The organism is Mesosutterella multiformis (genome assembly GCF_003402575.1).
GTDB classification, from domain to species: Bacteria; Pseudomonadota; Gammaproteobacteria; order Burkholderiales; family Burkholderiaceae_F; genus Mesosutterella; species Mesosutterella multiformis.
The window spans coordinates 1,052,501-1,074,166 of record NZ_BGZJ01000001.1 but is presented as its reverse complement, the minus strand read 5'-3'; the positions used below and the strand labels follow the sequence as shown (position 1 = coordinate 1,074,166).

Genomic DNA, 21,666 nt, shown 5'->3' with positions numbered 1-21,666 from the left:
GGGCGGATCTCCGCCTGATGAACACACCGCCTTCCGGAGTCTTTCCCAAGGCGGTGTTTCTGTTTCTTCAATTCAAGATTTTTTAAAAGGCGCAATACATACATGCAGATCATGGTCAGAGATGCCTACGCTTTCGGTGACGACGGCGAGGAAGAGTACGACGGCCCCAGCAAGTCTGAAGTGAAGCGCCAGCTGCTTGCCCTCCAGGATCTCGGCAAACAGCTGACCGCCATGCCGCAGGAAACCCTTTCAAAGCTCTCTCTCCCGGACGACGTGCTGAGGGAAGTGCAGGAGTTCCAGCGCATCAAGACCTTCAAGGCGAAGCAGCGTCAGATTCAGCATATCGGGAAACTGCTCCGGAATGCCGACGCGGACGCGATCCGGAAGGCCATTGCTGACGTCAAGGGACAGAGCGCCGGCATGGTGGCGCTGCAGCATCGCTGCGAGAAACTGCGCGATGAACTGATCGCGTCGGATGAGCCGCTTACGGCCTTTGTTTCCTCACACCCTGACGTGGACCTTCAGAGCCTGCGTCAGACGATCCGCATGGCGCGGCGCGAAGCCGCGAAGGAAGATCCCGCGAAACGGAACCCGAAGTTCCAGCGCGAACTCTTCCGCGTGCTGCGTGAGGCGCTGCTCCCGGAATTCCAGAGCAGCCCGGAAAAGACCGGTGACACCGCCGGGGAGGATGAGGCATGAGTGACAGGGACGAAGAAGGCATTCTGATCGGTCTCGTTTCGGTTTCTGACCGGGCGAGCAGCGGCGTTTATGAGGATAAGGGCATTCCGGCTTTGCGCGAATGGTGCACCGCCGCGATCGAAACCCCGGTCCGCTTCGCGGAACGCCTGATTCCGGATGACCGCTACACGATCGAAAAGACGCTGACAGAACTGGTCGACGATGAAAAATGCGACCTCGTTCTCACGACCGGCGGCACGGGCCCCTCGCGCCGCGACGTGACGCCTGAAGCCACGCTCGCCGTGGCGACCCGCGAGCTCCCCGGGTTCGGCGAGCAGATGCGGGCGATCTCGCTTAAATTCGTCCCGACCGCGATTCTTTCGCGCCAGGTCGGCGCGCTTCGTGAAATACCGGATCACGCGGCCCTCATCATCAATCTGCCCGGTCAGCCGAAGGCCATCGCGGAGACCCTCGGGGGCCTTCGGGATGAAGACGGGAAGGTGATCGTTCCCGGCATTTTTGCCGCGGTTCCCTACTGCATCGATCTGATCGGCGGTCCATGGGTGGACACGCGTCCTGAGGTCTGCAAAGCTTTCCGTCCGAAATCCGCCCTGAAGGCGCGGGAAGAGGCTCTGAAGGCCGCGGCCGAAAAGGCTGTCCCTGACGTGCCGGAAAAGACAGAAGCGCCCCAGCCCCCGGAGAAGGCGCCTGAAGCGGAAACCCGCCAGACACCCCCCTTTGTGGATCCGGCACCGGTTCGGATTCCCGGAAACCGGAACGCTGTTCCGGAACCTCCGGCGTCTGACCTCGAAACCATTGTGATTGAGCCCTCTGATACCCGGCTCCCCCCACCCTGCACCGTTGTGTGGCTCGGAGGCATGGGGGTCGACATTCATGACTTCTCAGATCTGCCTTCCGAAATCGAGCAGCTTGGCGGCCCTGCCGCCCGGTATGTGATGGTGAACGCTCCTGAGATGCAGCTCTCCATGGATCCCGCGAATCCTCTCCGCGCCTGGTACGACCTGCCGGGACGGAACCTGATTGATTACGAGGATGAGGAAGGCATTCGGATGAGCGCCCGCCGGATCAGCCGCCTGATCGACTCGATCACGGCCCGCGGCATGCCGCGCCAGAGAATCTTCCTCGCGGGCTTCTCGCAGGGCGGCTCGATGGCGCTCTTCACCGGACTCCGCGAAGAGCTCTCGATAGCCGGCATCATTTCGCTCTCCGGATACCTGCCGCTCGCCGGCCGGATCGCTGATGAAATCCGCCCGGGCGGTCTTGCCACGCCGGTCTTCATGGGGAACGGTGACTTCGATGAAATCGTGCCGATTCCGGTCGCTCAGCAGTCGCTTCAGGCGATCAGCCACGCAGGCGCCGCGGTTTCCTGGCGTGATTATCCGACCGAGCACACGCTGAGCGGCGAAGCGCTCCGCGACACCGCGCTCTTCATGCGCCGTGTCCTGGGGGGAAAGCACTGATCAGGGCCCCCGGTTCTGACTCCGCGTAAAAGCGAAAAACCTCTGCTTTATCAAAGGAGCAGAGGTTTTTTCGTGGTCTCAGTCACGATCATCGCTCGACGCACCCCCTATTGACTAGTTCATTCGAATTACATAGAATCCGTTTCCAGTTGGGAGACGAATTCGAATAAAAATAAGAAAAAACCGAGCATTTAGGAGAGTTGCATGAAGTTCCGTACTTTTGCAACCGCACTTCTGGCCGGAGTTTTTCTCGCATCACCCGTTCTCGCGGCCGATCAGCACTTTCTCGCTGACCGCCATGTAGCGAAGGGGGTGAAATGCGAGTCCTGTCACAATCCTGGAGCGCCCAGCTCCAAAAACGTCACGCCGCAGAACTGCCTCAAGTGTCATGGCGGAAGCTATGAAAAGCTTGCTGAGCAGACAGCCGGCGGCGATATCAATTACCACAACACGCACCTTGGCCCTATCGCCTGCACCGAGTGTCATCAGGGACATAAGCCCCCGAAGCTCGTCTGCGATCAGTGCCATGAGTTTTCCGTGAAAGTTCCGTAATCGTTTTTTTGCTGACTCCCACTCCAGGAGAAAAATTATGAATTTCAACCGCAGAAATCTGCTTAAGGGCGGTGCTGCCGCTGTTGCGTCCCTTCCGTTTGCCAGCGCTATCGCGAAACCCTATTCCAAGGACATCCGCTGGGATAAGGAGACCGATGTTCTCGTGGTCGGCTACGGCAGTGCCGGCGCCTGTGCCGCTATCACCGCGCATGACGCGGGCGCGAAGGTGCTGATCGTCGAAAAGATGAAGGAGGGCGGCGGCAACACCGCGGTTTCCTCCGGCGGCTTCATGATCCCGAAGAACGAAGCTGACGCCCTCACCTATCTCAACGCGACGTATGACTTCGCGGATTCGGAAAAGGATCCTGAACTTCTCAAGGTCTTCTGCAAAGAGATCATGGGCGTGAAGAGCTTTATGGAAGGTCTTAAGCCTGACACCAAGCTCTGGGTCTACGGCCACGCCGGGTTCCAGAATCTGAAGGGCTGGGAAGCGATTGACAAGTGGCGCGTCCGCGGCAAGAAGCGCGGCGGCGACTGTCTCTTTGACCTCTACCGCTACGCCGTCGAAGAAAACCGCCGCATTCCGATCATGCTGAACACCGCGGTGAAGCAGCTGATCAAGAACGGCGACGAAGTGGTCGGCGTTGTCGCGGTGGCCGACGGCAAGGAAATCAACATCAAGGCGAAGCGCGCCGTGATCCTTGCCTGCGGCGGCTATGAGTTTGATCAGGAATCCCTCACCACTTTCGCCCAGGGCCACAAGTTCCACGCTCTCGGCAACCCGGGCAACACTGGTGACGGCGTCCGCCTCGCTCAGTCTGCCGGCGCCCGTCTCTGGCACATGACCGCCTACTCCTGCCCGCTCGGCTGCGAGCTCCCGGGCTGCAAGGCTGCCATGCAGATTCAGATGATGTCTCCTTCCTTCATCTGGGTGGATCAGGACGGCAAGCGCTTCTGCGACGAGTTCTCGGCTGACGGCCACACCCGTGCCTACATGGTGAACCGTTTTGACCCGATCACCCATCGCTACCCCTATATCCCCTGCTACGTGGTGTTTGACGATGTCGCGTTCAAGCGCGGCCCGATCGGCAGCATCACGTCCGGCTACTCCGTGAACCGCGAAGGCTACAAGTGGTCCTTCGACAATTCGAAGGAAGTCGCGAGCGGCGTGATCAAGAAGGCCGATTCCCTTAAGGAACTCGCCAAGATCATCGGCGTCCCGGCTGAAAACCTCGAAGCCTCGGTGAAGAAGTGGAATGAAGACGTGAAGGCCGGAAAGGATACGCAGTTTGCCCGGCCGATCCACAATCCGCATAAGAGCGTTGTTCATATCGAGCGCAAGTCGGGGAGCATTGTTTCCGCTCCGCTCGCTGAGAACGGCCCGTACTACGCGATTGTTCTCTACCCGACCATGCTGAACACCCAGGGCGGTCCGAAGAAGGACGTGAACGGACACGTGATGACCCCGGAGAATAAGCCGGTGCCGCGTCTTTACGCTGCCGGCGAACTCGGTTCCATGTGGGGCAACATCTATCAGGGCGCGACGAATAACGCTGAGTGCATCGTCTTTGGACGTCTGGCCGGGCGCGCCGCCGCGGCTGAAAAGAGCTGGAGCTGACGCTTCTCAGAAGCCGGACCGCGGGATGTCTCCTTCGGTCCGGTTTCTGACCGCAATATTCAAACGCTGAGTCCAATAAAAACCGGCTGACTCCTTTTCATTTCAGGAACCAGCCGGTCTTTTTATTCACTTCAGAAGAGGTTCAGTGAATCAGTTCCCGAACCACTTCTTGTAGATCTTCGCCGTTTCGCCGCTCTTCTCCATCTGGAGCAGCGTGCGGTTCAGCTGATCAAGCAGCTTCTTATTGCCCTTGCGGACAGCGAAGGCGATTTCTTCCTTCGGGAAGCCGGTCTGTACTTCCACCATCGAGCGGGTGCCGCGCTGCTTCAGGTAGTACTCTATCGCGGGCTTATCGGAAATCACCGCGACGCAGCCGCGGTTCTGCATTTCCAGAATATCGTCAGCGAGAGAATTGAAGGTCTTCAGCTTCGCGCCCGGGATCGTTCTCGCCAGCTCAGCGCCGGCAGACGCGATTTCAACGCAGACGGTCTTGTTGCGGAGATCCTTTTCGCTCCGGATGGCGTGTGCGTCGGACTTATTCACGAGCAGGACCTGGGAGGAGTGATAAACCGGGCGGGTAAAGTCAATCTTCTTCTGACGCTCGGGGGTAATCGTGAGACCAGAGGTAATCAGATCAATGTTGCCGGTCATGACGGCAGGAATCAGGCCGTCGAGCCCCATCGGGGCGAATTTGATCTCATAGCCCATGTGCTTCGCCGCGGCGCGGATCAGGTCAATATCGTAACCGACCAGCTGCTTCGTACGGCCGTCAACAAATTCGAACGGCTGGAAGACCGGCTGCGTACCGACATTCAGCACCGGGAGGGCGAGTGCTGAACCCGCGCAGGTCATGGCCGCTGCGGCCGCAATCAGAAATTTCTTCAGCATTGAGTATTCTCCGTATCAATAGCCTCTTTTGGGCTTTTTGGCGATTCCTTGGGGAATCTTTGATTGGTTGGGTGGAAAAACGGAACTCATCACGCGTTGCGTGAGCACGGAAAGGACTGTGGAAAAACTGAAGAAGCCGGTGCCTTTCCGGTCCCGGCTTCTTCTGCCGCCTTCCGGCGGCGAATGGATTCAGGACGCTTTACTTCGCGGTGCTGAACCACTTCTGATGAATCTTAGCGGTTTCGCCGCTCTTGTCCATCGCGGCCAGCGCCTTATTGAAGGCATCCAGCAGCTTCTTGTTGCCCTTGCGGACAGCAAACGCCATTTCTTCCTTCGGGTACCCGGTCTGGACTTCAACCATGTTGCGGCCGCCGCGCTGCTTCAGGAAGTATTCGACAACGGGCTTATCAGCGATAACTGCCGTGCAGCCACGGTTGTTGAGCTCAAGAATCGTGTCAGGAAGGGTATTGAAGGCCTTCACCTTCGCGCCCGGAATCTTGCGGCCGAATTCAGCGCCGACCGTGCCGATCTGCGCGCAGAGGTTCTTGCCTTTCAGGTCCTTTTCACTCTTCACAGAGCCGGCATCAGACTTGTTGACAAGAATCACCTGGGTCGACTGGTAAACCGGGCGGGTGAAATCAACCTTCTTCTTGCGTTCAGCGGTGATCGTCATGCCGGCAGCAGCGGCATCGATATTATTCGTCATCAGAGCCGGGATCAGACCGTCGAACCCCATGTTGACGAACTTCACCTGATAGCCCATGTGCTTCGCAGCGGCGCGGATCATGTCCATATCGTAGCCGACGAAATCCTTCGTACGGGCGTCCACGAATTCAAACGGCTGGAAGGTGGGCTCGGTACCGACGGTCAGCACCGGAGCCGCCAGCGCGGAACCCGCACAGGCCATGGTTACGGCAGCTGCCATCACTAGATTCTTAAACATTCAATTTCTCCGTGTCATCTGAACCCGCTTCCGAGAGCGGGCTTCTCTTATAGAGAGCTTCCTCAGAACCGGGAAGCACAGGGGGTAAAAGTTGTTGAAGCAGGGGAACTCTCTTGCTCAATCCGACTGAAGATACTCGGAAACATTCCCCTGCGCAAGATGGATCTGGATCTTAGTTGTTGAACCACTTCTTGTGGATCTTCGCGACCGTGCCGTCCTTCTGGAGGGAGACCAGCGCGCTGTTCAGAGCGTTCAGCACCTTCTTGTTGCCCTTCTTCACGGCAAAGCCCCAGTCTTCCGTCGTGAGCTGGGTCGGAAGCTCATGGAAGTAGCGGCTCTGGCGGCTTTCCTTCAGGAAGTATTCAATCACGGGCTTATCGGCCACGACGGCATCGCAGCCGCCGTTGCGGAGTTCCATCATGGCTTCGGCCGCGTTATTGAACGTACGGGCCTTCTTGCCGGAAATCTCCTCAGCCTTCAGCTGACCGGTCGTGCCAAGCTGTGCGCAGACCTGTTTGCCCTTGATGGCAGCAGGAGTCTTATAGGCCGCAGCGTCCTTCTGACGGACCACAGCAACGAGACCGCCCTTGAAGACCGGCACCGTGAAGTCGACCTTCTTCTTACGCTCCGGGGTGATCGTCATGCCGGAGACACCGACATCCACCGTACCGGTCATCAGAGCCGGAATAATGGCGTCAAACCCCATCGACTGAACGGAAATGTTGTAACCCGCCTTCTTGCCGACAGCGTTGATCAGATCGATCTCGTAGCCCACGAACTGTTTCGTCTTGACATCAACGAATTCAAAAGGCGGGAAGGTCGTTTCGGAACCGACGCGGAGAGTCGGAGCCGCAAGGGCGGAAGCGGTATAAAGGGAAGCCATGACGGCGGCACAGACCGCAAATTTTTTCAGCATAAGTTATCTCCTCTGAGCCTGAGATTCTTCAGGGAATCAGAAACTTTTTACGTGTGAGAAAACCGGAGCAGGACCTCATCAGCCGTTCCGGGATCGAGGTTTCATCAAGCTCAAAGCAAATAAGGCGATGTGCGGCGCACAGTACGGCTGCCGTGACTGGTGACAGTACGGCCGTAGAAGATAAAGCTATCCGACGGAAATGTTCCTGCCGGCCCCACGCGGAGCACCTTGCCAGCAGAAACAACGCCGTTCAGCTTTCCTTCACCGGTGAGAGCCGGGAAAGCGAACTTCGTCTGCATTGTTTTAATCCTTGTCTCTTTTCTTAAAGAGGCCTGCCGGGAACTCTTGATACGTCCCCGCCAGTGCGTGATGAATGCCCAATTCATTTGTACGGATCGGGCCTAATAACAGTACTCTTTTCAGACGGATTTCTGCCGCCTCACGCTTGGATTTCTGACGCAGGGCAAAAAATATCCCCTGTATTCCTGAGGGGATAGCTTATTGATGGGATAGCTGAAGAGGGTTCTCCGGTCAGCTGTTCAGGTGCCGGTCATCACGCGGCGCCACACCGAAAAACCGCCGGTAATCATTCGTGAGCTGGGAACTGCTTGCGTAACCCACAGCTCCTGCGGTGAATCCGACTGACTTCCGGTCTGCCATCAAAAGGCGCCGAGCTTCGTAGAGTCTCAGGGTCTTCTGATACTGGATCGGCGAGTATCCGGTCAGCGCCTTGAAGTGGCGATGGAAACTGGCGGATGACATTCCGATAGAGGACGCGAGCGTTTCCACGGAAAGATTGGTGCGGAAATTTTCCTTGATCACAGCGATCGCGTGCGAGATCTGCTGCAGGTGCTGGCTGCCGGCGCAGATACTCCAGAGCCAGGTACCGGCCTCACCAAGAAGAAGTCTCGCGTGCATTTCCCTGATCAGAATCGGCGCGAGGAGCTGCACAGCCTCCGGCTTATCGGCGATATCAAAGAGCCGCAGGGCATTTTCTCCGAGATCCGCCGAGCAGGGAAACACGGCGTACGGGGGCGTATCACCGGAGCTCAGAGGTTCTCGCCGAGGGGCAAGTGACAGCGCGAGCTCCGTGAGAAGCGCCCGGTTCAGCTCCATTACGACTGACACAAAGGGAGTCTCGGGGGATGCCTCTTCAATATAGGTAACGGATGGGAAATCAATACAGGTGATGATGCAGTCTCCTGGACCGTACACATACTCGTACTGCCCGATCTGAGTCCGCTTCTTTCCCTGAAGCACAATCGCGAGGTACGGACGGGAAAAAGACCGCTTCTCCCCAGCCTGGGTCCGGACCACAACGGACAGCCCCGGAATGCCGGTCGGATTGAACCCCACGCTGGTGTCTTTTTCCAGCGCCCGGCGCTTCAGTTCCGTCAGGACTTCTGTCAGATGATTATCTTCCATTTTTCCCCTGCGATTCGTTTTCTGTCTGATAAAAGCATCATACGCCTGTTCTCTTAATTTCTTTCTGTATTGATATTTTTTAGCAGATAAATGAGGAAAACAAAACAATTTGCGACCCGATCCGGCAATAAGATTTTCCACATCAGACAGGCAGACAGTTATCAGGAGACAGAATGGAATTACGAAATTTATTCCCAGTTGCCGGTGCCCTTGGAGCCGCCTTTTTCCTCATTGCTGACGCTGGCGCCGCTCCGTCACTTCCGGCCAGCCTGAACGGATTTGTTCACTACAGCACGTCGAACTACGGCGGAAAGATCAGTGACAAGTACGTTCAGAAAACAAGCATCCAGGCACTGCAGTCCGGAAAAACTCTTCCTTACGGCACGGCTGTCGTCGGAATTGAGTACCGGGATCAGAACGGGAAGCGCGGCCCCGTGCTTCGCTACATCATCATGGAAAAGGTGAGGAACGGCGGGAAGGACTATCCGGCCTCTGTCCGAAACGGAGACTGGGAGTTCGCTTCCTTTACTCCTGCCCGTGCCCTGATCACGAATGATCCCGTTACACGGTGCCTTGCCTGCCATAAGAGCCAGGCCCAGAGTGACTATCTCTTCGGTCTGAACGAGATGAAGAGCTACAAGCTGAAGTAAGGATGATCTGATCATGGAACGAAGAACGTTGATCAAAGGTGCCGCAGCAGCCGGTCTCAGCCTCCTCTCTGGAACCGGTTTTGCCGCCGCTCCGAAGAAAAAAATTCTGGTTGCCTATTTTTCCCGGGCTCGCAGCATTTCCCGCGGTATGGATGCGATCACTTACGCCACACCCTGGGTTGGCAATACGGCAGAAGCTGCCCGCGTTATCGCTCAGACACTGAATGCCGATGTTCACGAAATTGTGACGACAGAAAAGTATCCCCTGCTTCACCGCGAGAATTCGCGTATTGCCGAGCAGGAAATGAAGAGTGACGCGAGACCGGGAATCGCCCCCTCAAACCTCTCACTGAACTCTTACAGCGTGGTCTTCCTGGGATTCCCAATCTGGTGGTACCGGGAGCCCATGGTGATCCGGACATTTCTGAGCCGCTATCAGTGGAAAGGCAAAACGATCATCCCCTTCTGCACGTCACTTGAAGTGGATATTCCTCAGGCCCGAAGTGACATCATGAAGCTCGCGCCGGGAGCCGCTGTCCTTGAGGGCCGCCGGTTCGCGACCGAGAACGCGAATCTCGCCTCTGAAGTGAAATCCTGGGTTCAGGGCCTCCATATCTGAGGCCAAAGGAAAAGGAAATGAAAACTGCAGCCCTGATTTTCGCGGCCGCGCTGGGAATAGCTTCGCAGACCGCATCCGCCGATACGCCGGTTCAGATGGTGATTAACGGGAAAGCCTATACCGCCACAGTCACCGACACAGCGGAAGGCCGGAACTTTCTCGGCATGCTGCCGCTTCACGTCAGAATCAGCCGCGGAGAGCATGACTTCTGCGGCGATATGCCGCCTCTCACGCATTCAGAATCCAGTGTGAAAAACGGCTTCCGGAACCGCGACATTGCCTATTGGGTCCCGGGGCATGACTTCGTGATTTTCGTGAACGGCGAAGAGCACTCTTCCTCCATCGGCGGAATTGTTCACCTTGGAAAGCTCCAGATCCCGCAAAATGATCTCCTGAAGCTCTCCGGCACGCTCGACGTCAGAATCCTTAAAAAATAAGGAATCCCTATGAAACGCAGAAATTTTCTTCAATTACTCGCAGCCTCGGCTGCAGGAGCCGCCCTCACTATGAGTTCCGCTGAAGCCAAAAACACCGGCCGCCGCGTCCGGATTTCCGCCGGAAACCGCACCTGGTACGCCACACTGGATGACAACGCCACCGCCCGCGCGCTGATCGCCAAACTGCCTCTTACCCTTCCTCTTGAAGATCTCTACGGACGTGAACTCTGTTACCGGTTCCGCGACGCGCTGCCGGCAAACGAAGTTTCCTACCGCGGCTACGAAGTGGGTGAAATCGTCTACTGGCCTCCGCGGCACAGTTTCGTGATTCTCTACGCGCAGAATGGAGAGCATTTCGATATGCAGCCGATCGGCCGCATTGAGAAGGGCGTGGAGGAAATGGGACGTGTCGGTTCCATGAAGGTCACCATCACGCTGGACAAGTAGCTTTCTCTGGTCCTCTTCTGGAATGACAAACCCGCCTGATCCGAAAGGATTCAGGCGGGTTCTTTTGCCTTATTACAGGAGCGGGGGAAGAAGCCCGCTCCGTCAGGCCTGGATTACATGCCCTTCTTCTGCTGATCGATGATGTTCTCGACAGCAATACGGGAAGAGTTAATAGCGAAGGAAGAAGCCGTGCCTTCACCGATCCTCAGGTCATAGGAGTCACCGTACACACCGCCGGCGTCATGGCCCAGAGCGTAGAGACCCGGAATCACCTGATCCTTGGCATTCACAACCTGCAGGTTCTCAGTCACCTTGACACCGTTCAGAGAAGCGAGCGTGTGGAGCTTGCCCTTCACGATGTAGAACGGAGCCTTGGAGACCGCGCGGATGTAGTACTTATCCTTTCCGAACTCGGTGTCCTTGCCCTGCTTGGCAAACTTCGTCATATCAGCCGCAGCGCGCTTCAGGTTATCCGCGTTGAGACCGGCCTTCTTGGCCACTTCCTCAATCGTCTTGCCTTCAAAGACATCGCCGCGCTTCACGCCATCCTGCAGCAGCTTCGGCAGTTCCTTCGCCACCTGGCCGCGCTGGATGAAGTTGCCGCAGGGGTTGAGGTAGCCCTTGCCCTTCGTGCCGAGTTCCTTTACGAACGCATCATCGAAGAAGAGGTAGGTCCATTCACCGGAACGCAGAATAGCGTTCGAAGCCACAGGCCAGTCAAGCGTCAGCTGCTCGTTGAAGTAGCGGTTGCCGGCTCCATCCACATAAAGCTGGCTCTGACGGAAGATAGCGCGCAGTTCCTTATTGGGGCCATTGCAGATCGCTTCACCCGGCAGCGGATTGAAGGCGCCGTTAATCATCATCGGGCCCATGTTGTCGCCCACAGCACCGGCGGACATTGCCATGCGGATACCGTCACCGGTACGTCCAGGAGCGCCGGACGGAACCAGATCCTGTCCGGTGTACTTCACCACCATGTCCTTGTTGAAGTTATAGCCGCCGGTCGCCAGCACAACGTACTTTGCGTTGACGGTCACCTTTTCACCGGTCTTCAGATCCTTGGCCACAACACCAGCCGCACGGCCGTCCTTCATGATCAGGGTTTCGCCCGGAGTCTGAAGCAGCAGCGTGCCGCCCTTCTTCTGGAAGGTATTCACCATAGCTGCCGGGAGAGAGCCGGCATGCGGGTAGATGTGCCAGGTCAGGTTCTTGTTGCCTGCCCAGACGGACTTCACTTCCTTCCAATGCACACCATGATCCCAGACCCACTGAATGGTCTTCGGGGATTCTTCAATGAAGCGCTTCACCAGAGGAGCATTGATGCGCCAGTGGTGGTATTCGCCCATCCGGTTGAATTCCTCAAGCTTCGTCAGCTTCACGCCGGCCTTCTTCTGCATGAAGGATTCAACAGCGAAGGAGCCTTCCATGAAGTTGCCGGCGCCGCCCGCAAAGGCATTCTTTTCCAGAAGAACCGTCTTCAGACCGGCTTCCTGAGCGCTCGCGGCAGCAACCGTACCGCCCGCGCCGGCACCGACCACAACCACATCAGCATTGAGCACGCGGTCTGCCATTGCAGGGATTGCCATCGCCATAGCGAGGGTGGCAACGGAAATGGAACGAATGAATTTCTTCATATATCTCTCCTCGATTCAAGTGCGTTTTTATTTCTAGTCAATATGACGAATAAAAATCTCACACGAGGTAATACTAACGAATGATAAAAATGTTATAAACAGCAATAATTAGCACAAACTGTTTTAATAATTGAAACAATAGAACGCTATGGATCTTCTGCCTTCTCTCAGTGTTTTTCTTCGCGTAACGGAAACCGGAAGCTTCAGCCGGGCGGCTGACAGCCTGGGAATGACACGGTCAATGGTTACGCGCCGGATCCAGGCTCTTGAAGAGGATCTCGGCACGAAGCTGTTTTTCCGTTCGACACGAAAAGTGACCCTTTCCTCTGAAGGCATGGAGCTGCTTGTCCGGGCTCGCGACCTGCTTGCGAAAACGAACGCTCTCTATGTTGAACTGCGGGATCAGGCCGGCAAACCGCTTTTCGGTTCCATCCGTATCGCGTCAAGTGTCATCATCGGCTGGGTCTTTCTGCAGAAGGTTGTGCAGGAATTCCTGGACGCCAACCCGGGGGTAACGATCGAACTGGTCACTGAAGATCAGCCGATCAAAATGGTGGACGAGGGGATCGATCTCGCGTTCAAGGTTGGTAACCGGCTTCCGGATTCCTCAGTCGCCAAAAAAATCGGAGTTGTCCAGAATTACTTCTGCGCGAGTCCCGAATTCCTCAAAAAGTCGCGCAAGATTTCCCGCCCGAGTGACCTCGAAAAAGTCAATTTTCTGGTGAACACCTATCTCGGCTCGAGCATTCAGCTGGTAGGGCCAGAGGGTAAAAAGGCTACAGTGAACGTCCGGGGCCGTTTCATCAGCCGAAACACTTTCATCAACTGCCGATCCTGCCTGAGAGGCGACGGGGTTGCCATGCTGCCGGCGGAATTCGCCCAGAACTATATCGATAAGGGTGAACTCGTCCGGGTGCTGCCGGAATGGGAAGGTGAAGAATACGGGTTTTACGCGCTTTACCCGGATCGGGCTCTTTCCCGCCCAGCACGCGCCTTTCTTGAACTGACTGTAAAGCGAATGGAAGAACTGTCCGGGCATGTTTATGGCCTGGTACGGCAGGATGATCAGTCAGAACCCCGGTACTGAACTTCTCTGACATCACGGCCTGAATTCCGCTCTTCGTTATTTTCCTCACTTTCCCGCCGCACGCCAAAGGCGCGCGGCAGGGGAAACCCGTTTCCCCATAATCAGGGGGATTCATACCTTCTCCCCACTGTTTTCTTCATAGCTTTTTCAGCAACTTCTCCAATTAAGTTCTACGCAAATTAAATTCGGAATATATGGAACTTATTGCTTTTAAAAAGCATTTAAACAGTAATTAGGCTGAAATGAGGACACATTAAAGTATCAAATAAGTAGGCGTACGGGGCTCAGGAATGGCAGAATTAATAAGAATCGCTTGCTGTTCCGCACACGTCGCGTACGGAATCCCGCCCGCAAAACGTACCGACTGACACGCCGACCTCGGGAGGGGCCGCCAGGACATACGGACTTACGAAAGCAGGATCACTCGCTCCGGCCTGAACGTCTCCGGGCTTTCCGTCGGCATCTTGCATCACCTCACGTCAAAGGGAGAATAAAAATGCATGATGCAATGCCGTATATTGCGCTGCTGATTGTCGTTCTGACAGGCATTGGAATCGTTAAAAAACTGCAGGTGAATATCCTGCTGCTCTTCGCGGGCATCGCTCTCAATGTGCTTGCCATTCTGGGCGGCAATATGGACCTGCTGCCAAAAGGAACTCATTCCACCGGATTCATCGGTTTCGATCTTTTCGCACTGCTTGCCGCGCTCTCGAAGCACCAGGTCGCCACAACCGGCTTCATCATTCTGGTGTCCGGAGGCTTCGCGGCCTACATGGATCAGATCGGCGCAACCGATAAGCTCGTTAGCGTCTGTCTCAAACCACTCAGGAAACTCCGGAACCCTTATCTGATCATGGGTGCCGTTTTTATCCTCGGACACTTCCTTGGGTTCGTCGTGACATCCGCTGCCGGTATGGCGATGCTCCTCGCCGTTTCGGTCTATCCGCTTCTTATCGGTCTCGGTGTGTCAGGCGTTGCCGCGGCCGCAGTGATCGGCTCGGTTCTCGTTGTGAGCTACGCGCCGTCTTCCGCGATTGCGGTTCTTGCCGCGAATACCGCCGGTATCGATCCGATGAGCTACCTGATCCAGTACCAGCTTCCGGTCGCAATCCCGGCGGTCATCACCATGGCGGTGCTTCACGTTCTCGTACAGAGCTATCTCGATAAGAAGGACACCGCGGCCGGCATTCTTGTCAAAACCGATCCGAAAATGATTGAGGCAAAAACCTCCAAGGCTGAAAACCTTCCCTGGTACTACGCGCTCCTGCCGATTGTTCCTCTGATCCTGCTCTTCATCTTCAACAAGATGGTTTATAAGACCATCGTACTGGATGTGGCTGTTGCCATGTTTATCGGCTGGGTCATCGGGATCCTGGTGGATCTGCTCCACCGCAGATCCCTCAACGCCTGTTTTGAGGATGGATTCGCGATGTTTAAGGGTATGGGACACATGATGCAGAGTGTCGTCGGTCTCATCTTTGTCGCCGCGCTTTTTGCTGCCGGGCTGAAGAATGCCGGACTTGTCGCACTGCTGATTGATGCCGCGAAGTCCGTCGGGTTCGGCATTACCGGTACAGGACTTGTCATGTCTGGCGTGATCGGTCTCGTTACGGTTCTCACGGGGTCTGGTGTCGCATCCTTCACTGGTCTTGTGCCGATTGCGCCTTCCCTTGCTGCCGGTCTCGGCGGCGATCCGATCCCCCTGGTGCTGATGATGCAGATTTCAAGCGAATTCCTTCGCCCGCTGTCCCCGGTTGCCGGTGTCATCATTATCGTTGCGGGGTTCGCCAACGTTTCGCCGCTCACTGTCATCCGCCGCACCTGGCTTCCCTGCTGCGCCGGCATGGCTGTCGCTCTTGGTGCATCCGTTCTGTTCTTCTGAAAACAGAAAAACGGACTCATTTCCCCTGGCCTCCGCCAGGAATGGGTCCGTTCTCAAACAGCCAAAGAAAAATCCCAGCGACCTTTGTCTGCTGGGATTTATCTGGCGGAAGGGGAGGGATTCGAACCCTCGATACGGCATAACCGTATGCCGGATTTCGAGTCCGGTGCATTCGACCACTCTGCCACCCTTCCAGTGATCGTACGAGGCTATGAATCTTAGCAAAAAATATACCGAAATGCCACTACCCCCTTTTATTGTGTCAGTTAAACTAATTAGAATAGGAGAAATAGGCAGAAAAACGCCGCAACAAGCGCGCTTTTGTTACTCAGCATTCTCATAAATTGGAGAGTTCCATGAAATCAGGCACCACCAAGACCAGCAACAAGGACGATCTCCGCAGCCGTTTTGCTGCTGCGCTGAAAGACATTGACGAAAAGACTCAGCTTATCAATGGCAAGAAAGCTGTTGTAAAAGAAACTTTTGACAATCTGGTCAAGCTCGCCCGCGAGTATGTCGAAGCCGCGGCTGAGTCCGCTGAGGAAGCGAAGGCAACCGTGAAGGCAAAGACCGAAGTTGCCAAGGCGAAGGCCAAGGCCGTGAAAGCCACGGTTGAGCAGGTCAAGAAGGATGTCGAGGAAGGTGCCCGCAAGGTAGCCGCTGTCAAGGCTCCCGCAAAGAAGCCGGCTGCCGCTAAGAAGGCTTCCGCCGCTCCTGCGAAGAAGGCTCCTGCCAAGAAGCCGGCCGCAGCCGCGAAGACGGCTGACGCTAAAGCTGTTCCTGCCGCCAAGACCGCGGCCCCGAAAAAAGCCGCGGCTCCCAAGAAGGCCGCCGCTCCGAAGAAGCCCGCTGCTGCCAAGAAGGCTCCGGCTGCTGCAAAGAAAGACACTGCTGCCGCCGCTCCTGCTGCCAAAAAGCCCGCGGCCAAGCGCCCGGCCAAGAAGGCTGCCGCGAAGTAATTCCGCGCAGTTTCTTCTTCGCCCATAGCAAAAGATCCAGCGCATAGCGCTGGATCTTTTTTATTTATTCCGTCAGAACCTGAATCAGGCCTTCTTCGCCGGCGGTTCGATCTTTTCAAGACCGCCCATGTACGGACGAAGCACCTTCGGGATCGTGACAGAACCGTCCGCGTTCTGATAGTTCTCAATCACAGCCACGAGGCAGCGGCCGACAGCAACACCAGAACCGTTCAGAGTGTGAACGTAATGGGTCTTGCCATCCTTGCCCTTATAGCGGGTGCCCATACGGCGGGCCTGGAAGTCCTCGCAATTGGAGCAGGAGGAGATTTCGCGATAGGTGTTCTGAGCAGGAACCCAGACCTCAATATCAAAGGTCTGAGCAGCGGAGAAGCCCATGTCACCGGTAGACAGCATGATGACGCGGTAGGGTAGCTCGAGGAGCTGCAGCACTTCTTCCGCGTTCTTTACCATTTCCTTCAGGTGCGCGTAGGAATCCGTTTCCGGAACGATACGCACCATTTCCACCTTCTCAAACTGATGCTGGCGGATCATGCCGCGCGTGTCACGGCCATAGGAGCCGGCTTCGGAACGGAAGCAGGGAGTCTGGGCGGTAATCTTGATCGGGAGATCGGATTCCTTCAGCATCTTGCCAGAGACGGTGTTCGTGAGCGGCACTTCAGCGGTCGGGATCAGATACTGGAGCTCATGCTCTCCCTCTTCCTCATATCCGCCGATGCGGGCAGAGTAAAGGTCCTCAGCAAACTTCGGCAGCTGACCGGTTCCATACATGGTCGACGCATTGACGATGTACGGCGTATAGCATTCGGTGTAGCCATGCTTCCGGGTGTGAAGATCGAGCATGAACTGCGCGAGGGCGCGGTGCAGATGAGCGATCTCACCCTTCATGAAGCAGAAACGGGAGCCGGAAAGCTTGGCAGCCGTATCGAAATCCATGCCAAGAGGCGCAGCCACATCAACGTGGTCCTTCACCGGGAAATCGAACTGACGGGGGGTGCCCCAGCGCCACTGTTCAACATTCGCACGGTCATCACGGCCAATCGGACATTCCGGGTTCGGCAGATTCGGAACGCGCTGAAGCAGATTGTTCAGCTTGTTGCGGATTTCGCCAAGCTGTTTCTCGAGGTCAGCAAGCTTTTCCGGCAGAGCGGCAGCTTCCTTCATCAGATCTTCTGCCGATTCGCCCGACTTCTTGGCCTGTCCGATCTGACGGGACAGGGAGTTACGCACAGCCTGCAGTTCTTCAGTCTTCGACTGAATCTCCTTACGCTCATTTTCAAGAGCGAGGAATTCTTTCTCAGGGAACTCAAAGTTGCGGGTCTTCAGCCGAGCAACCACTTCAGGCAGCTGTTTGCGCAGAAGATTGATGTCAATCATGGTGAAATCCTTTGGAAAACGAAAAGCAGAGCTGCAGTTCTGTTTTCCATTTACAAAATTGCAGCGTCGCATAGGATCAGGGCTAACCGATCTTATGTCATTCAATGTTGATCTGTTATTTTGCAACAGGAACCAAAAGGGTTCAAGTCTTGCGCCGCCTGCCCTTGCCTTCCCGCCAGGCCTCCTGATTGAGGTCGTGAAGATGCTGCATCTTTTCCGCTATCTTGATCTCAAGACCTCGAGGATTCGGGTGATACCAGGTTCTGCCTTCCAGCCCCTCAGGCAAATAAATTTCACCGGCCGCGAAAGCGCCAGGCTCATCGTGAGCGTACCGATACCCATCACCGTACCCAAGATCACTCATCAGCTTGGTCGGTGCATTTCTCAGATAGAAAGGCACGGGACGCGTCTTATCCTGTTTGACGAACCGTCTCACCTCGTTAAAGGCGTTGTAGACCGCATTGCTTTTTGCGGCAATCGCGAGGTACACAATCGCCTGGGCAATAGCCAGTTCTCCTTCAGGAGATCCCAGACGCTCATAGATTTCGGCTGCTTCAAGCGCAAGCTGTGTGCCGCGGGGATCCGCAAGACTGATATCCTCGATCGCCATGCGGATTACCCGGCGGGCAATATACCGGGGATCGCATCCGCCATCCAGCATCCGGGCGAACCAATAAAGAGCCGCGTCAGGATCCGAGCCGCGGACTGATTTATGCAGCGCGCTGATCTGATCGTAAAAGAAGTCACCGCCCTTATCAAAACGGCGCTGCGTCGCGGGGATGGATTTCCGAAGAAAGTCTGCGTCGATTTCCGAAAGGTGGCGGGCGGAGGCCATTTCCGCCGAAACCTCGAGCGCATTCAAAAGACGTCTTGCATCACCGTCAGCAAGCGCCGCATAGAGATCCTCCGCTTCCGGAGTGATCTTCAGATCCGGATAGACCTTCTCCCGGGCACGGTGCAGGAGTTCCTTAACCTCATCCTCAGACAGAGCCTCCAGCGTGTAAACCGATGCGCGGGACAGCAGTGCGTTATTCACCTCAAAGGAGGGATTCTCCGTTGTCGCTCCGATAAAGATAAACAGACCTGACTCAACATGAGGCAGAAAAGCGTCCTGCTGCGATTTATTGAAGCGATGAACCTCATCAACGAAAACCACCGTAGGCTCACCGGTTGCAGCCATATGCTCTTTCGCGGCTTCCACTGTCTCCCGGATTTCCTTCACTCCGGACAGAACTGCAGAAATAGAAATGAACGGAAGATTGAACGCATTTGCCATCAGTCGGGCAAGTGTGGTCTTTCCGACTCCGGGCGGCCCCCACAGAATCATGGAGTGAGGATGCCCTGACTCAAATGCCGTACGGAGAGGCATGCCGGGGCCCAGCAGATGCTTCTGCCCAATCACCTCGTCAATGGTTTTCGGGCGCATCCGTTCTGCCAGAGGCGGTTTTTCCACGCTTCGGCCATGGCCCGGTTTCGTTGATTCCTGGGCTGTCTGAGCCAATTCCGGCAACGTTGTGCCAAACAGATCTTGTGTCATGACAATGAGGGTATCACGGAAGGAAACAGATGAGGCGGCAGTGATAACAAAAAAGCTTCGGACCAGCGGTTCTGCCGGAGCCGAAGCTTTTTCAGTTGTTTTGTGAACGCTTTTTAAGCGCTGTGCCCTCCGAAACCGGAAACCAGAGACCTCAGTCGATCCAGATCGGTTTTCTTAATAAGGAGAAGGACGACACCAGCAGCGAGGGCAGCGAACCCGAGATAATTGGCGAAAGGCCAGATCAAACCAGCAACAAAACCCAAATACCCGAACCCGGCCAATCCAAGAGCTACCTGCATAGAGTGGATTGTCTTACGTTCGAAAATAGACACAAAATCACCTTAGATCTAATCAAGATTTTGTAATTATACCACACCATAAATGTGCCGTCCAGAGGTGTGACAAAAGCATATTTAGTAGGTGTAAGCCCTCTAAATTCTTTTTAGGTCCAAAAATCGATTACAGCAATATTCCTGTGAGAGGATCTTTCGTAACTTTCTGAGGGTATCTGTGAGAGGATGAACGAGTCGGAAAACGCGGCTGCGGTGGCCTTATGGAACCTTTTCGCTGGACCAGAATAGAAAAGGAGGAGCGCCAGCTCCTCCTTTCTTTTTCCTGGTTTTTCAAAAGCGCATAAAACAAAACCCTCGAAAGAAAACTTTCGAGGGTTTTGAAAGGGGAGCCTGACAGTGACCTACTTTCACCGGAAATACAACCGACTATCATTGGCGCGAGAGCGTTTCACCGTCCTGTTCGGAATGGGAAGGGGTGGGGCCACTCTGCTATGGCCGTCAGGCAAAGGCTTTGCTTTCGAAGTTTTTTAGGACTTCTCAAGCGAATTCTTTGGGAAGGAATGAAATCACATGGCTTGCTTTTCCACATTCACACACTTCTTTCTTTTTGCAAGCTTCCTTTCAAAACCATTTGCTGTCATTTAACTAAGCAGCACGGTTATAGGATCAAGCCGCACGGGCAATTAGTACCAGTTAGCTTCACGCCTCACAGCGCTTCCACACCTGGCCTATCAACGTCCTGGTCTCGGACGACCCTTCAGGGAGGTCAAGCCTCCGGGAAGACTAATCTTCAGGCAAGTTTCCCGCTTAGATGCTTTCAGCGGTTATCTCTTCCGCACATAGCTACTCGGCAATGCGACTGGCGTCACAACCGATACACCAGAGGTGCGTCCACTCCGGTCCTCTCGTACTAGGAGCAGCCCCTGTCAATCTTCCAGCGCCCGCGGTAGATAGGGACCAAACTGTCTCACGACGTTTTAAACCCAGCTCACGTACCTCTTTAAATGGCGAACAGCCATACCCTTGGGACCGGCTACAGCCCCAGGATGAGATGAGCCGACATCGAGGTGCCAAACACCGCCGTCGATATGAACTCTTGGGCGGTATCAGCCTGTTATCCCCAGAGTACCTTTTATCCGTTGAGCGATGGCCCTTCCATACAGAAGCCACCGGATCACTATGACCTGCTTTCGCATCTGCTCGACTTGTCTGTCTCGCAGTCAGGCACGCTTTTCCCATTGCAGTATCCTCACGATTTCCGACCGTGATTAGCGTACCTTCGCACTCCTCCGTTACCCTTTAGGAGGAGACCGCCCCAGTCAAACTGCCCACCATGCACGGTCCCCAGCCAGGATCACTGGCCCAGGTTAGAACCTCAAACAAATCAGGGCGGTATTTCAACGACGGCTCCGAATGAACTGGCGTCCATTCTTCAAAGCCTCCCGCCTATCCTACACAGATCGGTTCAAAGTCCAATGCAAAGCTACAGTTAAGGTTCATGGGGTCTTTCCGTCTAGCCGCGGGGAGATTGCATCATCACAAACATTTCAATTTCACTGAGTCTCGGGAGGAGACAGTGTGGCCATTATTATGCCATTCGTGCAGGTCGGAACTTGCCCGACAAGGAATTTCGCTACCTTAGGACCGTTATAGTTACGGCCGCCGTTTACTGGGACTTCGATCAGGAGCTTGCACCCCATCAATTAATCTTCCAGCACCGGGCAGGCATCACGCCCTATACGTCGACTTTCATCTTTGCAGAGCGCTGTGTTTTTAGTAAACAGTTACAGCCACCGATTCTCTGAGACCTCTTCGCCCTCCGGGTTTCTCTCCCGTCAAGCTACAAAGGCACACCTTCTTCCGAAGTTACGGTGTCAATTTGCCGAGTTCCTTCTCCCGAGTTCTCTCAAGCGCCTGAGCATATTCAGCTCACCCACCTGTGTCGGTTTACGGTACGGTCGCCGTTGAACTGAAGCTTAGAGGTTTTTCCTGGAAGCGCTTCCAGTGGCTTCGCCTTCAAAAGAAGGCCCGATCCTTCGTCCTGGGTATACGCCTGCGGATTTACCTGCAGGCACCCATCGCTCGGAAGCCGGGACATCCAACACCCGGTCCACTCTGGCTGCTCCGTCACCCCATCGCATTCAACGCCGGTTCAGGAATATTAACCTGATTTCCATCAGCTACGCTTCTCAGCCTGGCCTTAGGAACCGACTCACCCTGCTCCG

Annotated in this window: 19 protein-coding genes, 1 tRNA gene and 2 rRNA genes (1 of these 22 running past the window's edge); 11 read left to right on the top strand and 11 right to left on the bottom strand. The window is 55.4% G+C overall.

Annotation, left to right across the window (positions count from 1 at the left end):
• The first annotated feature begins 102 nt into the window (after positions 1-102).
• The 4 genes from yjgA to M4NBBH2_RS05020 all read left to right on the top strand — a co-directional run bounded on the left by yjgA (position 103) and on the right by M4NBBH2_RS05020 (position 4,329).
• Positions 103-699 carry a ribosome biogenesis factor YjgA gene (gene yjgA / locus M4NBBH2_RS05035; RefSeq protein ID WP_235005583.1) on the top strand — a complete coding sequence of 199 codons (597 nt, stop codon included), beginning with the start codon at positions 103-105 and terminating at the stop codon, positions 697-699.
• Positions 696-2,159: a molybdopterin adenylyltransferase gene (gene mog, locus M4NBBH2_RS05030; RefSeq protein WP_116269961.1), complete on the top strand. Its 1,464-nt coding sequence runs from the start codon at positions 696-698 to the stop codon at positions 2,157-2,159. The genes yjgA and mog overlap by 4 nt, the downstream gene beginning before the upstream one ends.
• A 204-nt stretch (positions 2,160-2,363) precedes the next feature.
• Positions 2,364-2,711: a cytochrome c3 family protein gene (locus M4NBBH2_RS05025; protein WP_022442903.1), complete on the top strand. Its 348-nt coding sequence runs from the start codon at positions 2,364-2,366 to the stop codon at positions 2,709-2,711.
• 37 nt (positions 2,712-2,748) lie between these two features.
• Positions 2,749-4,329: an FAD-dependent oxidoreductase gene (locus M4NBBH2_RS05020; protein WP_116269960.1), complete on the top strand. Its 1,581-nt coding sequence runs from the start codon at positions 2,749-2,751 to the stop codon at positions 4,327-4,329.
• 150 nt (positions 4,330-4,479) lie between these two features.
• Here the strand turns inward: M4NBBH2_RS05020 and M4NBBH2_RS05015 are convergent, their stop codons facing one another.
• The 5 genes from M4NBBH2_RS05015 to M4NBBH2_RS04995 form a co-directional block, all read right to left on the bottom strand.
• Positions 4,480-5,217: a basic amino acid ABC transporter substrate-binding protein gene (locus tag M4NBBH2_RS05015; RefSeq protein ID WP_116269959.1), complete on the bottom strand. Its 738-nt coding sequence runs from the start codon at positions 5,215-5,217 to the stop codon at positions 4,480-4,482.
• A gap of 199 nt (positions 5,218-5,416) precedes the next feature.
• On the bottom strand, positions 5,417-6,160 hold the full coding sequence (locus M4NBBH2_RS05010) for a basic amino acid ABC transporter substrate-binding protein (protein ID WP_116269958.1): 744 nt from the start codon (positions 6,158-6,160) through the stop codon (positions 5,417-5,419).
• Positions 6,161-6,332: 172 nt separating this feature from the next.
• Positions 6,333-7,076, bottom strand: a complete 744-nt coding sequence (locus M4NBBH2_RS05005; protein ID WP_116269957.1) for a basic amino acid ABC transporter substrate-binding protein — start codon at positions 7,074-7,076, stop codon at positions 6,333-6,335.
• A gap of 110 nt (positions 7,077-7,186) precedes the next feature.
• Positions 7,187-7,375 (bottom strand): hypothetical protein, encoded by a 189-nt coding sequence (locus M4NBBH2_RS05000; RefSeq protein WP_116269956.1) that lies wholly within the window; start codon positions 7,373-7,375, stop codon positions 7,187-7,189.
• Positions 7,376-7,607: 232 nt separating this feature from the next.
• A complete protein-coding gene (locus tag M4NBBH2_RS04995) occupies positions 7,608-8,501 on the bottom strand; it encodes an AraC family transcriptional regulator (protein WP_116269955.1) in 894 nt (297 codons plus the stop codon).
• A 173-nt stretch (positions 8,502-8,674) separates the two neighbouring features.
• Between M4NBBH2_RS04995 and M4NBBH2_RS04990 the strand changes: the two genes are divergently transcribed.
• The 4 genes from M4NBBH2_RS04990 to M4NBBH2_RS04975 are packed head-to-tail and all read left to right on the top strand — an operon-like array spanning position 8,675 to position 10,654.
• Positions 8,675-9,151 (top strand): cytochrome P460 family protein, encoded by a 477-nt coding sequence (locus tag M4NBBH2_RS04990; RefSeq protein ID WP_116269954.1) that lies wholly within the window; start codon positions 8,675-8,677, stop codon positions 9,149-9,151.
• 13 nt (positions 9,152-9,164) lie between these two features.
• Positions 9,165-9,770, top strand: a complete 606-nt coding sequence (locus tag M4NBBH2_RS04985; RefSeq protein WP_116269953.1) for a flavodoxin — start codon at positions 9,165-9,167, stop codon at positions 9,768-9,770.
• Positions 9,771-9,787: 17 nt separating this feature from the next.
• Entirely contained in the window at positions 9,788-10,207 is a 420-nt protein-coding gene (locus M4NBBH2_RS04980) for a cyclophilin-like fold protein (protein ID WP_116269952.1), read from the top strand.
• 9 nt (positions 10,208-10,216) lie between these two features.
• Positions 10,217-10,654, top strand: a complete 438-nt coding sequence (locus tag M4NBBH2_RS04975; RefSeq protein WP_116269951.1) for a cyclophilin-like fold protein — start codon at positions 10,217-10,219, stop codon at positions 10,652-10,654.
• Between the two features lie 113 nt (positions 10,655-10,767).
• On the opposite strand, the gene M4NBBH2_RS04970 is transcribed toward M4NBBH2_RS04975, so the two are convergent.
• The gene (locus tag M4NBBH2_RS04970; protein ID WP_235005584.1) at positions 10,768-12,288 is read right to left on the bottom strand and encodes an FAD-dependent oxidoreductase; all 1,521 of its coding nucleotides are present in this window, start codon (positions 12,286-12,288) and stop codon (positions 10,768-10,770) included.
• 148 nt (positions 12,289-12,436) lie between these two features.
• On the opposite strand from M4NBBH2_RS04970, the gene M4NBBH2_RS04965 reads away from it, so the two are divergent.
• A complete protein-coding gene (locus M4NBBH2_RS04965) occupies positions 12,437-13,375 on the top strand; it encodes a LysR family transcriptional regulator (protein ID WP_116269950.1) in 939 nt (312 codons plus the stop codon).
• Between the two features lie 496 nt (positions 13,376-13,871).
• Positions 13,872-15,257 carry a C4-dicarboxylate transporter DcuC gene (gene dcuC, locus M4NBBH2_RS04960; protein ID WP_116269949.1) on the top strand — a complete coding sequence of 462 codons (1,386 nt, stop codon included), beginning with the start codon at positions 13,872-13,874 and terminating at the stop codon, positions 15,255-15,257.
• 103 nt (positions 15,258-15,360) lie between these two features.
• On the opposite strand, the gene M4NBBH2_RS04955 is transcribed toward dcuC, so the two are convergent.
• Positions 15,361-15,451, bottom strand: a tRNA-Ser gene (locus M4NBBH2_RS04955).
• Positions 15,452-15,613: 162 nt separating this feature from the next.
• On the opposite strand from M4NBBH2_RS04955, the gene M4NBBH2_RS04950 reads away from it, so the two are divergent.
• Entirely contained in the window at positions 15,614-16,216 is a 603-nt protein-coding gene (locus M4NBBH2_RS04950; RefSeq protein WP_116269948.1) for a histone, read from the top strand.
• An 84-nt stretch (positions 16,217-16,300) separates the two neighbouring features.
• Here the strand turns inward: M4NBBH2_RS04950 and serS are convergent, their stop codons facing one another.
• The 4 genes from serS to M4NBBH2_RS04925 all read right to left on the bottom strand — a co-directional run.
• Entirely contained in the window at positions 16,301-17,611 is a 1,311-nt protein-coding gene (gene serS, locus M4NBBH2_RS04945) for a serine--tRNA ligase (protein ID WP_116269947.1), read from the bottom strand.
• A 142-nt stretch (positions 17,612-17,753) separates the two neighbouring features.
• Positions 17,754-19,037 carry a replication-associated recombination protein A gene (locus M4NBBH2_RS04940; RefSeq protein WP_235005637.1) on the bottom strand — a complete coding sequence of 428 codons (1,284 nt, stop codon included), beginning with the start codon at positions 19,035-19,037 and terminating at the stop codon, positions 17,754-17,756.
• A gap of 792 nt (positions 19,038-19,829) precedes the next feature.
• A 5S ribosomal RNA gene (gene rrf / locus M4NBBH2_RS04930) occupies positions 19,830-19,944 on the bottom strand.
• A 159-nt stretch (positions 19,945-20,103) separates the two neighbouring features.
• Positions 20,104-21,666 (bottom strand): 23S ribosomal RNA (locus tag M4NBBH2_RS04925); it runs 1,320 nt beyond the window's last position.

Excerpts from the sequence above, each read along its gene's own strand:
- serS (WP_116269947.1), bottom strand. The coding sequence starts at position 17,611 with ATGATTGACATCAATCTTCTGCGCAAACAGCTGCCTGAAGTGGTTGCT.
- M4NBBH2_RS04995 (WP_116269955.1), bottom strand. The coding sequence starts at position 8,501 with ATGGAAGATAATCATCTGACAGAAGTCCTGACGGAACTGAAGCGCCGG.
- M4NBBH2_RS05015 (WP_116269959.1), bottom strand. The coding sequence starts at position 5,217 with ATGCTGAAGAAATTTCTGATTGCGGCCGCAGCGGCCATGACCTGCGCG.
- M4NBBH2_RS04990 (WP_116269954.1), top strand. The coding sequence starts at position 8,675 with ATGGAATTACGAAATTTATTCCCAGTTGCCGGTGCCCTTGGAGCCGCC.
- M4NBBH2_RS04970 (WP_235005584.1), bottom strand. The coding sequence starts at position 12,288 with ATGAAGAAATTCATTCGTTCCATTTCCGTTGCCACCCTCGCTATGGCG.
- M4NBBH2_RS05005 (WP_116269957.1), bottom strand. The coding sequence starts at position 7,076 with ATGCTGAAAAAATTTGCGGTCTGTGCCGCCGTCATGGCTTCCCTTTAT.
- mog (WP_116269961.1), top strand. The coding sequence starts at position 696 with ATGAGTGACAGGGACGAAGAAGGCATTCTGATCGGTCTCGTTTCGGTT.
- M4NBBH2_RS05000 (WP_116269956.1), bottom strand. The coding sequence starts at position 7,375 with ATGCAGACGAAGTTCGCTTTCCCGGCTCTCACCGGTGAAGGAAAGCTG.
- M4NBBH2_RS04985 (WP_116269953.1), top strand. The coding sequence starts at position 9,165 with ATGGAACGAAGAACGTTGATCAAAGGTGCCGCAGCAGCCGGTCTCAGC.
- M4NBBH2_RS04975 (WP_116269951.1), top strand. The coding sequence starts at position 10,217 with ATGAAACGCAGAAATTTTCTTCAATTACTCGCAGCCTCGGCTGCAGGA.
- M4NBBH2_RS05025 (WP_022442903.1), top strand. The coding sequence starts at position 2,364 with ATGAAGTTCCGTACTTTTGCAACCGCACTTCTGGCCGGAGTTTTTCTC.
- M4NBBH2_RS04940 (WP_235005637.1), bottom strand. The coding sequence starts at position 19,037 with ATGCGCCCGAAAACCATTGACGAGGTGATTGGGCAGAAGCATCTGCTG.
- M4NBBH2_RS04980 (WP_116269952.1), top strand. The coding sequence starts at position 9,788 with ATGAAAACTGCAGCCCTGATTTTCGCGGCCGCGCTGGGAATAGCTTCG.
- M4NBBH2_RS04965 (WP_116269950.1), top strand. The coding sequence starts at position 12,437 with ATGGATCTTCTGCCTTCTCTCAGTGTTTTTCTTCGCGTAACGGAAACC.
- yjgA (WP_235005583.1), top strand. The coding sequence starts at position 103 with ATGCAGATCATGGTCAGAGATGCCTACGCTTTCGGTGACGACGGCGAG.
- M4NBBH2_RS05010 (WP_116269958.1), bottom strand. The coding sequence starts at position 6,160 with ATGTTTAAGAATCTAGTGATGGCAGCTGCCGTAACCATGGCCTGTGCG.
- M4NBBH2_RS05020 (WP_116269960.1), top strand. The coding sequence starts at position 2,749 with ATGAATTTCAACCGCAGAAATCTGCTTAAGGGCGGTGCTGCCGCTGTT.
- dcuC (WP_116269949.1), top strand. The coding sequence starts at position 13,872 with ATGCATGATGCAATGCCGTATATTGCGCTGCTGATTGTCGTTCTGACA.
- M4NBBH2_RS04950 (WP_116269948.1), top strand. The coding sequence starts at position 15,614 with ATGAAATCAGGCACCACCAAGACCAGCAACAAGGACGATCTCCGCAGC.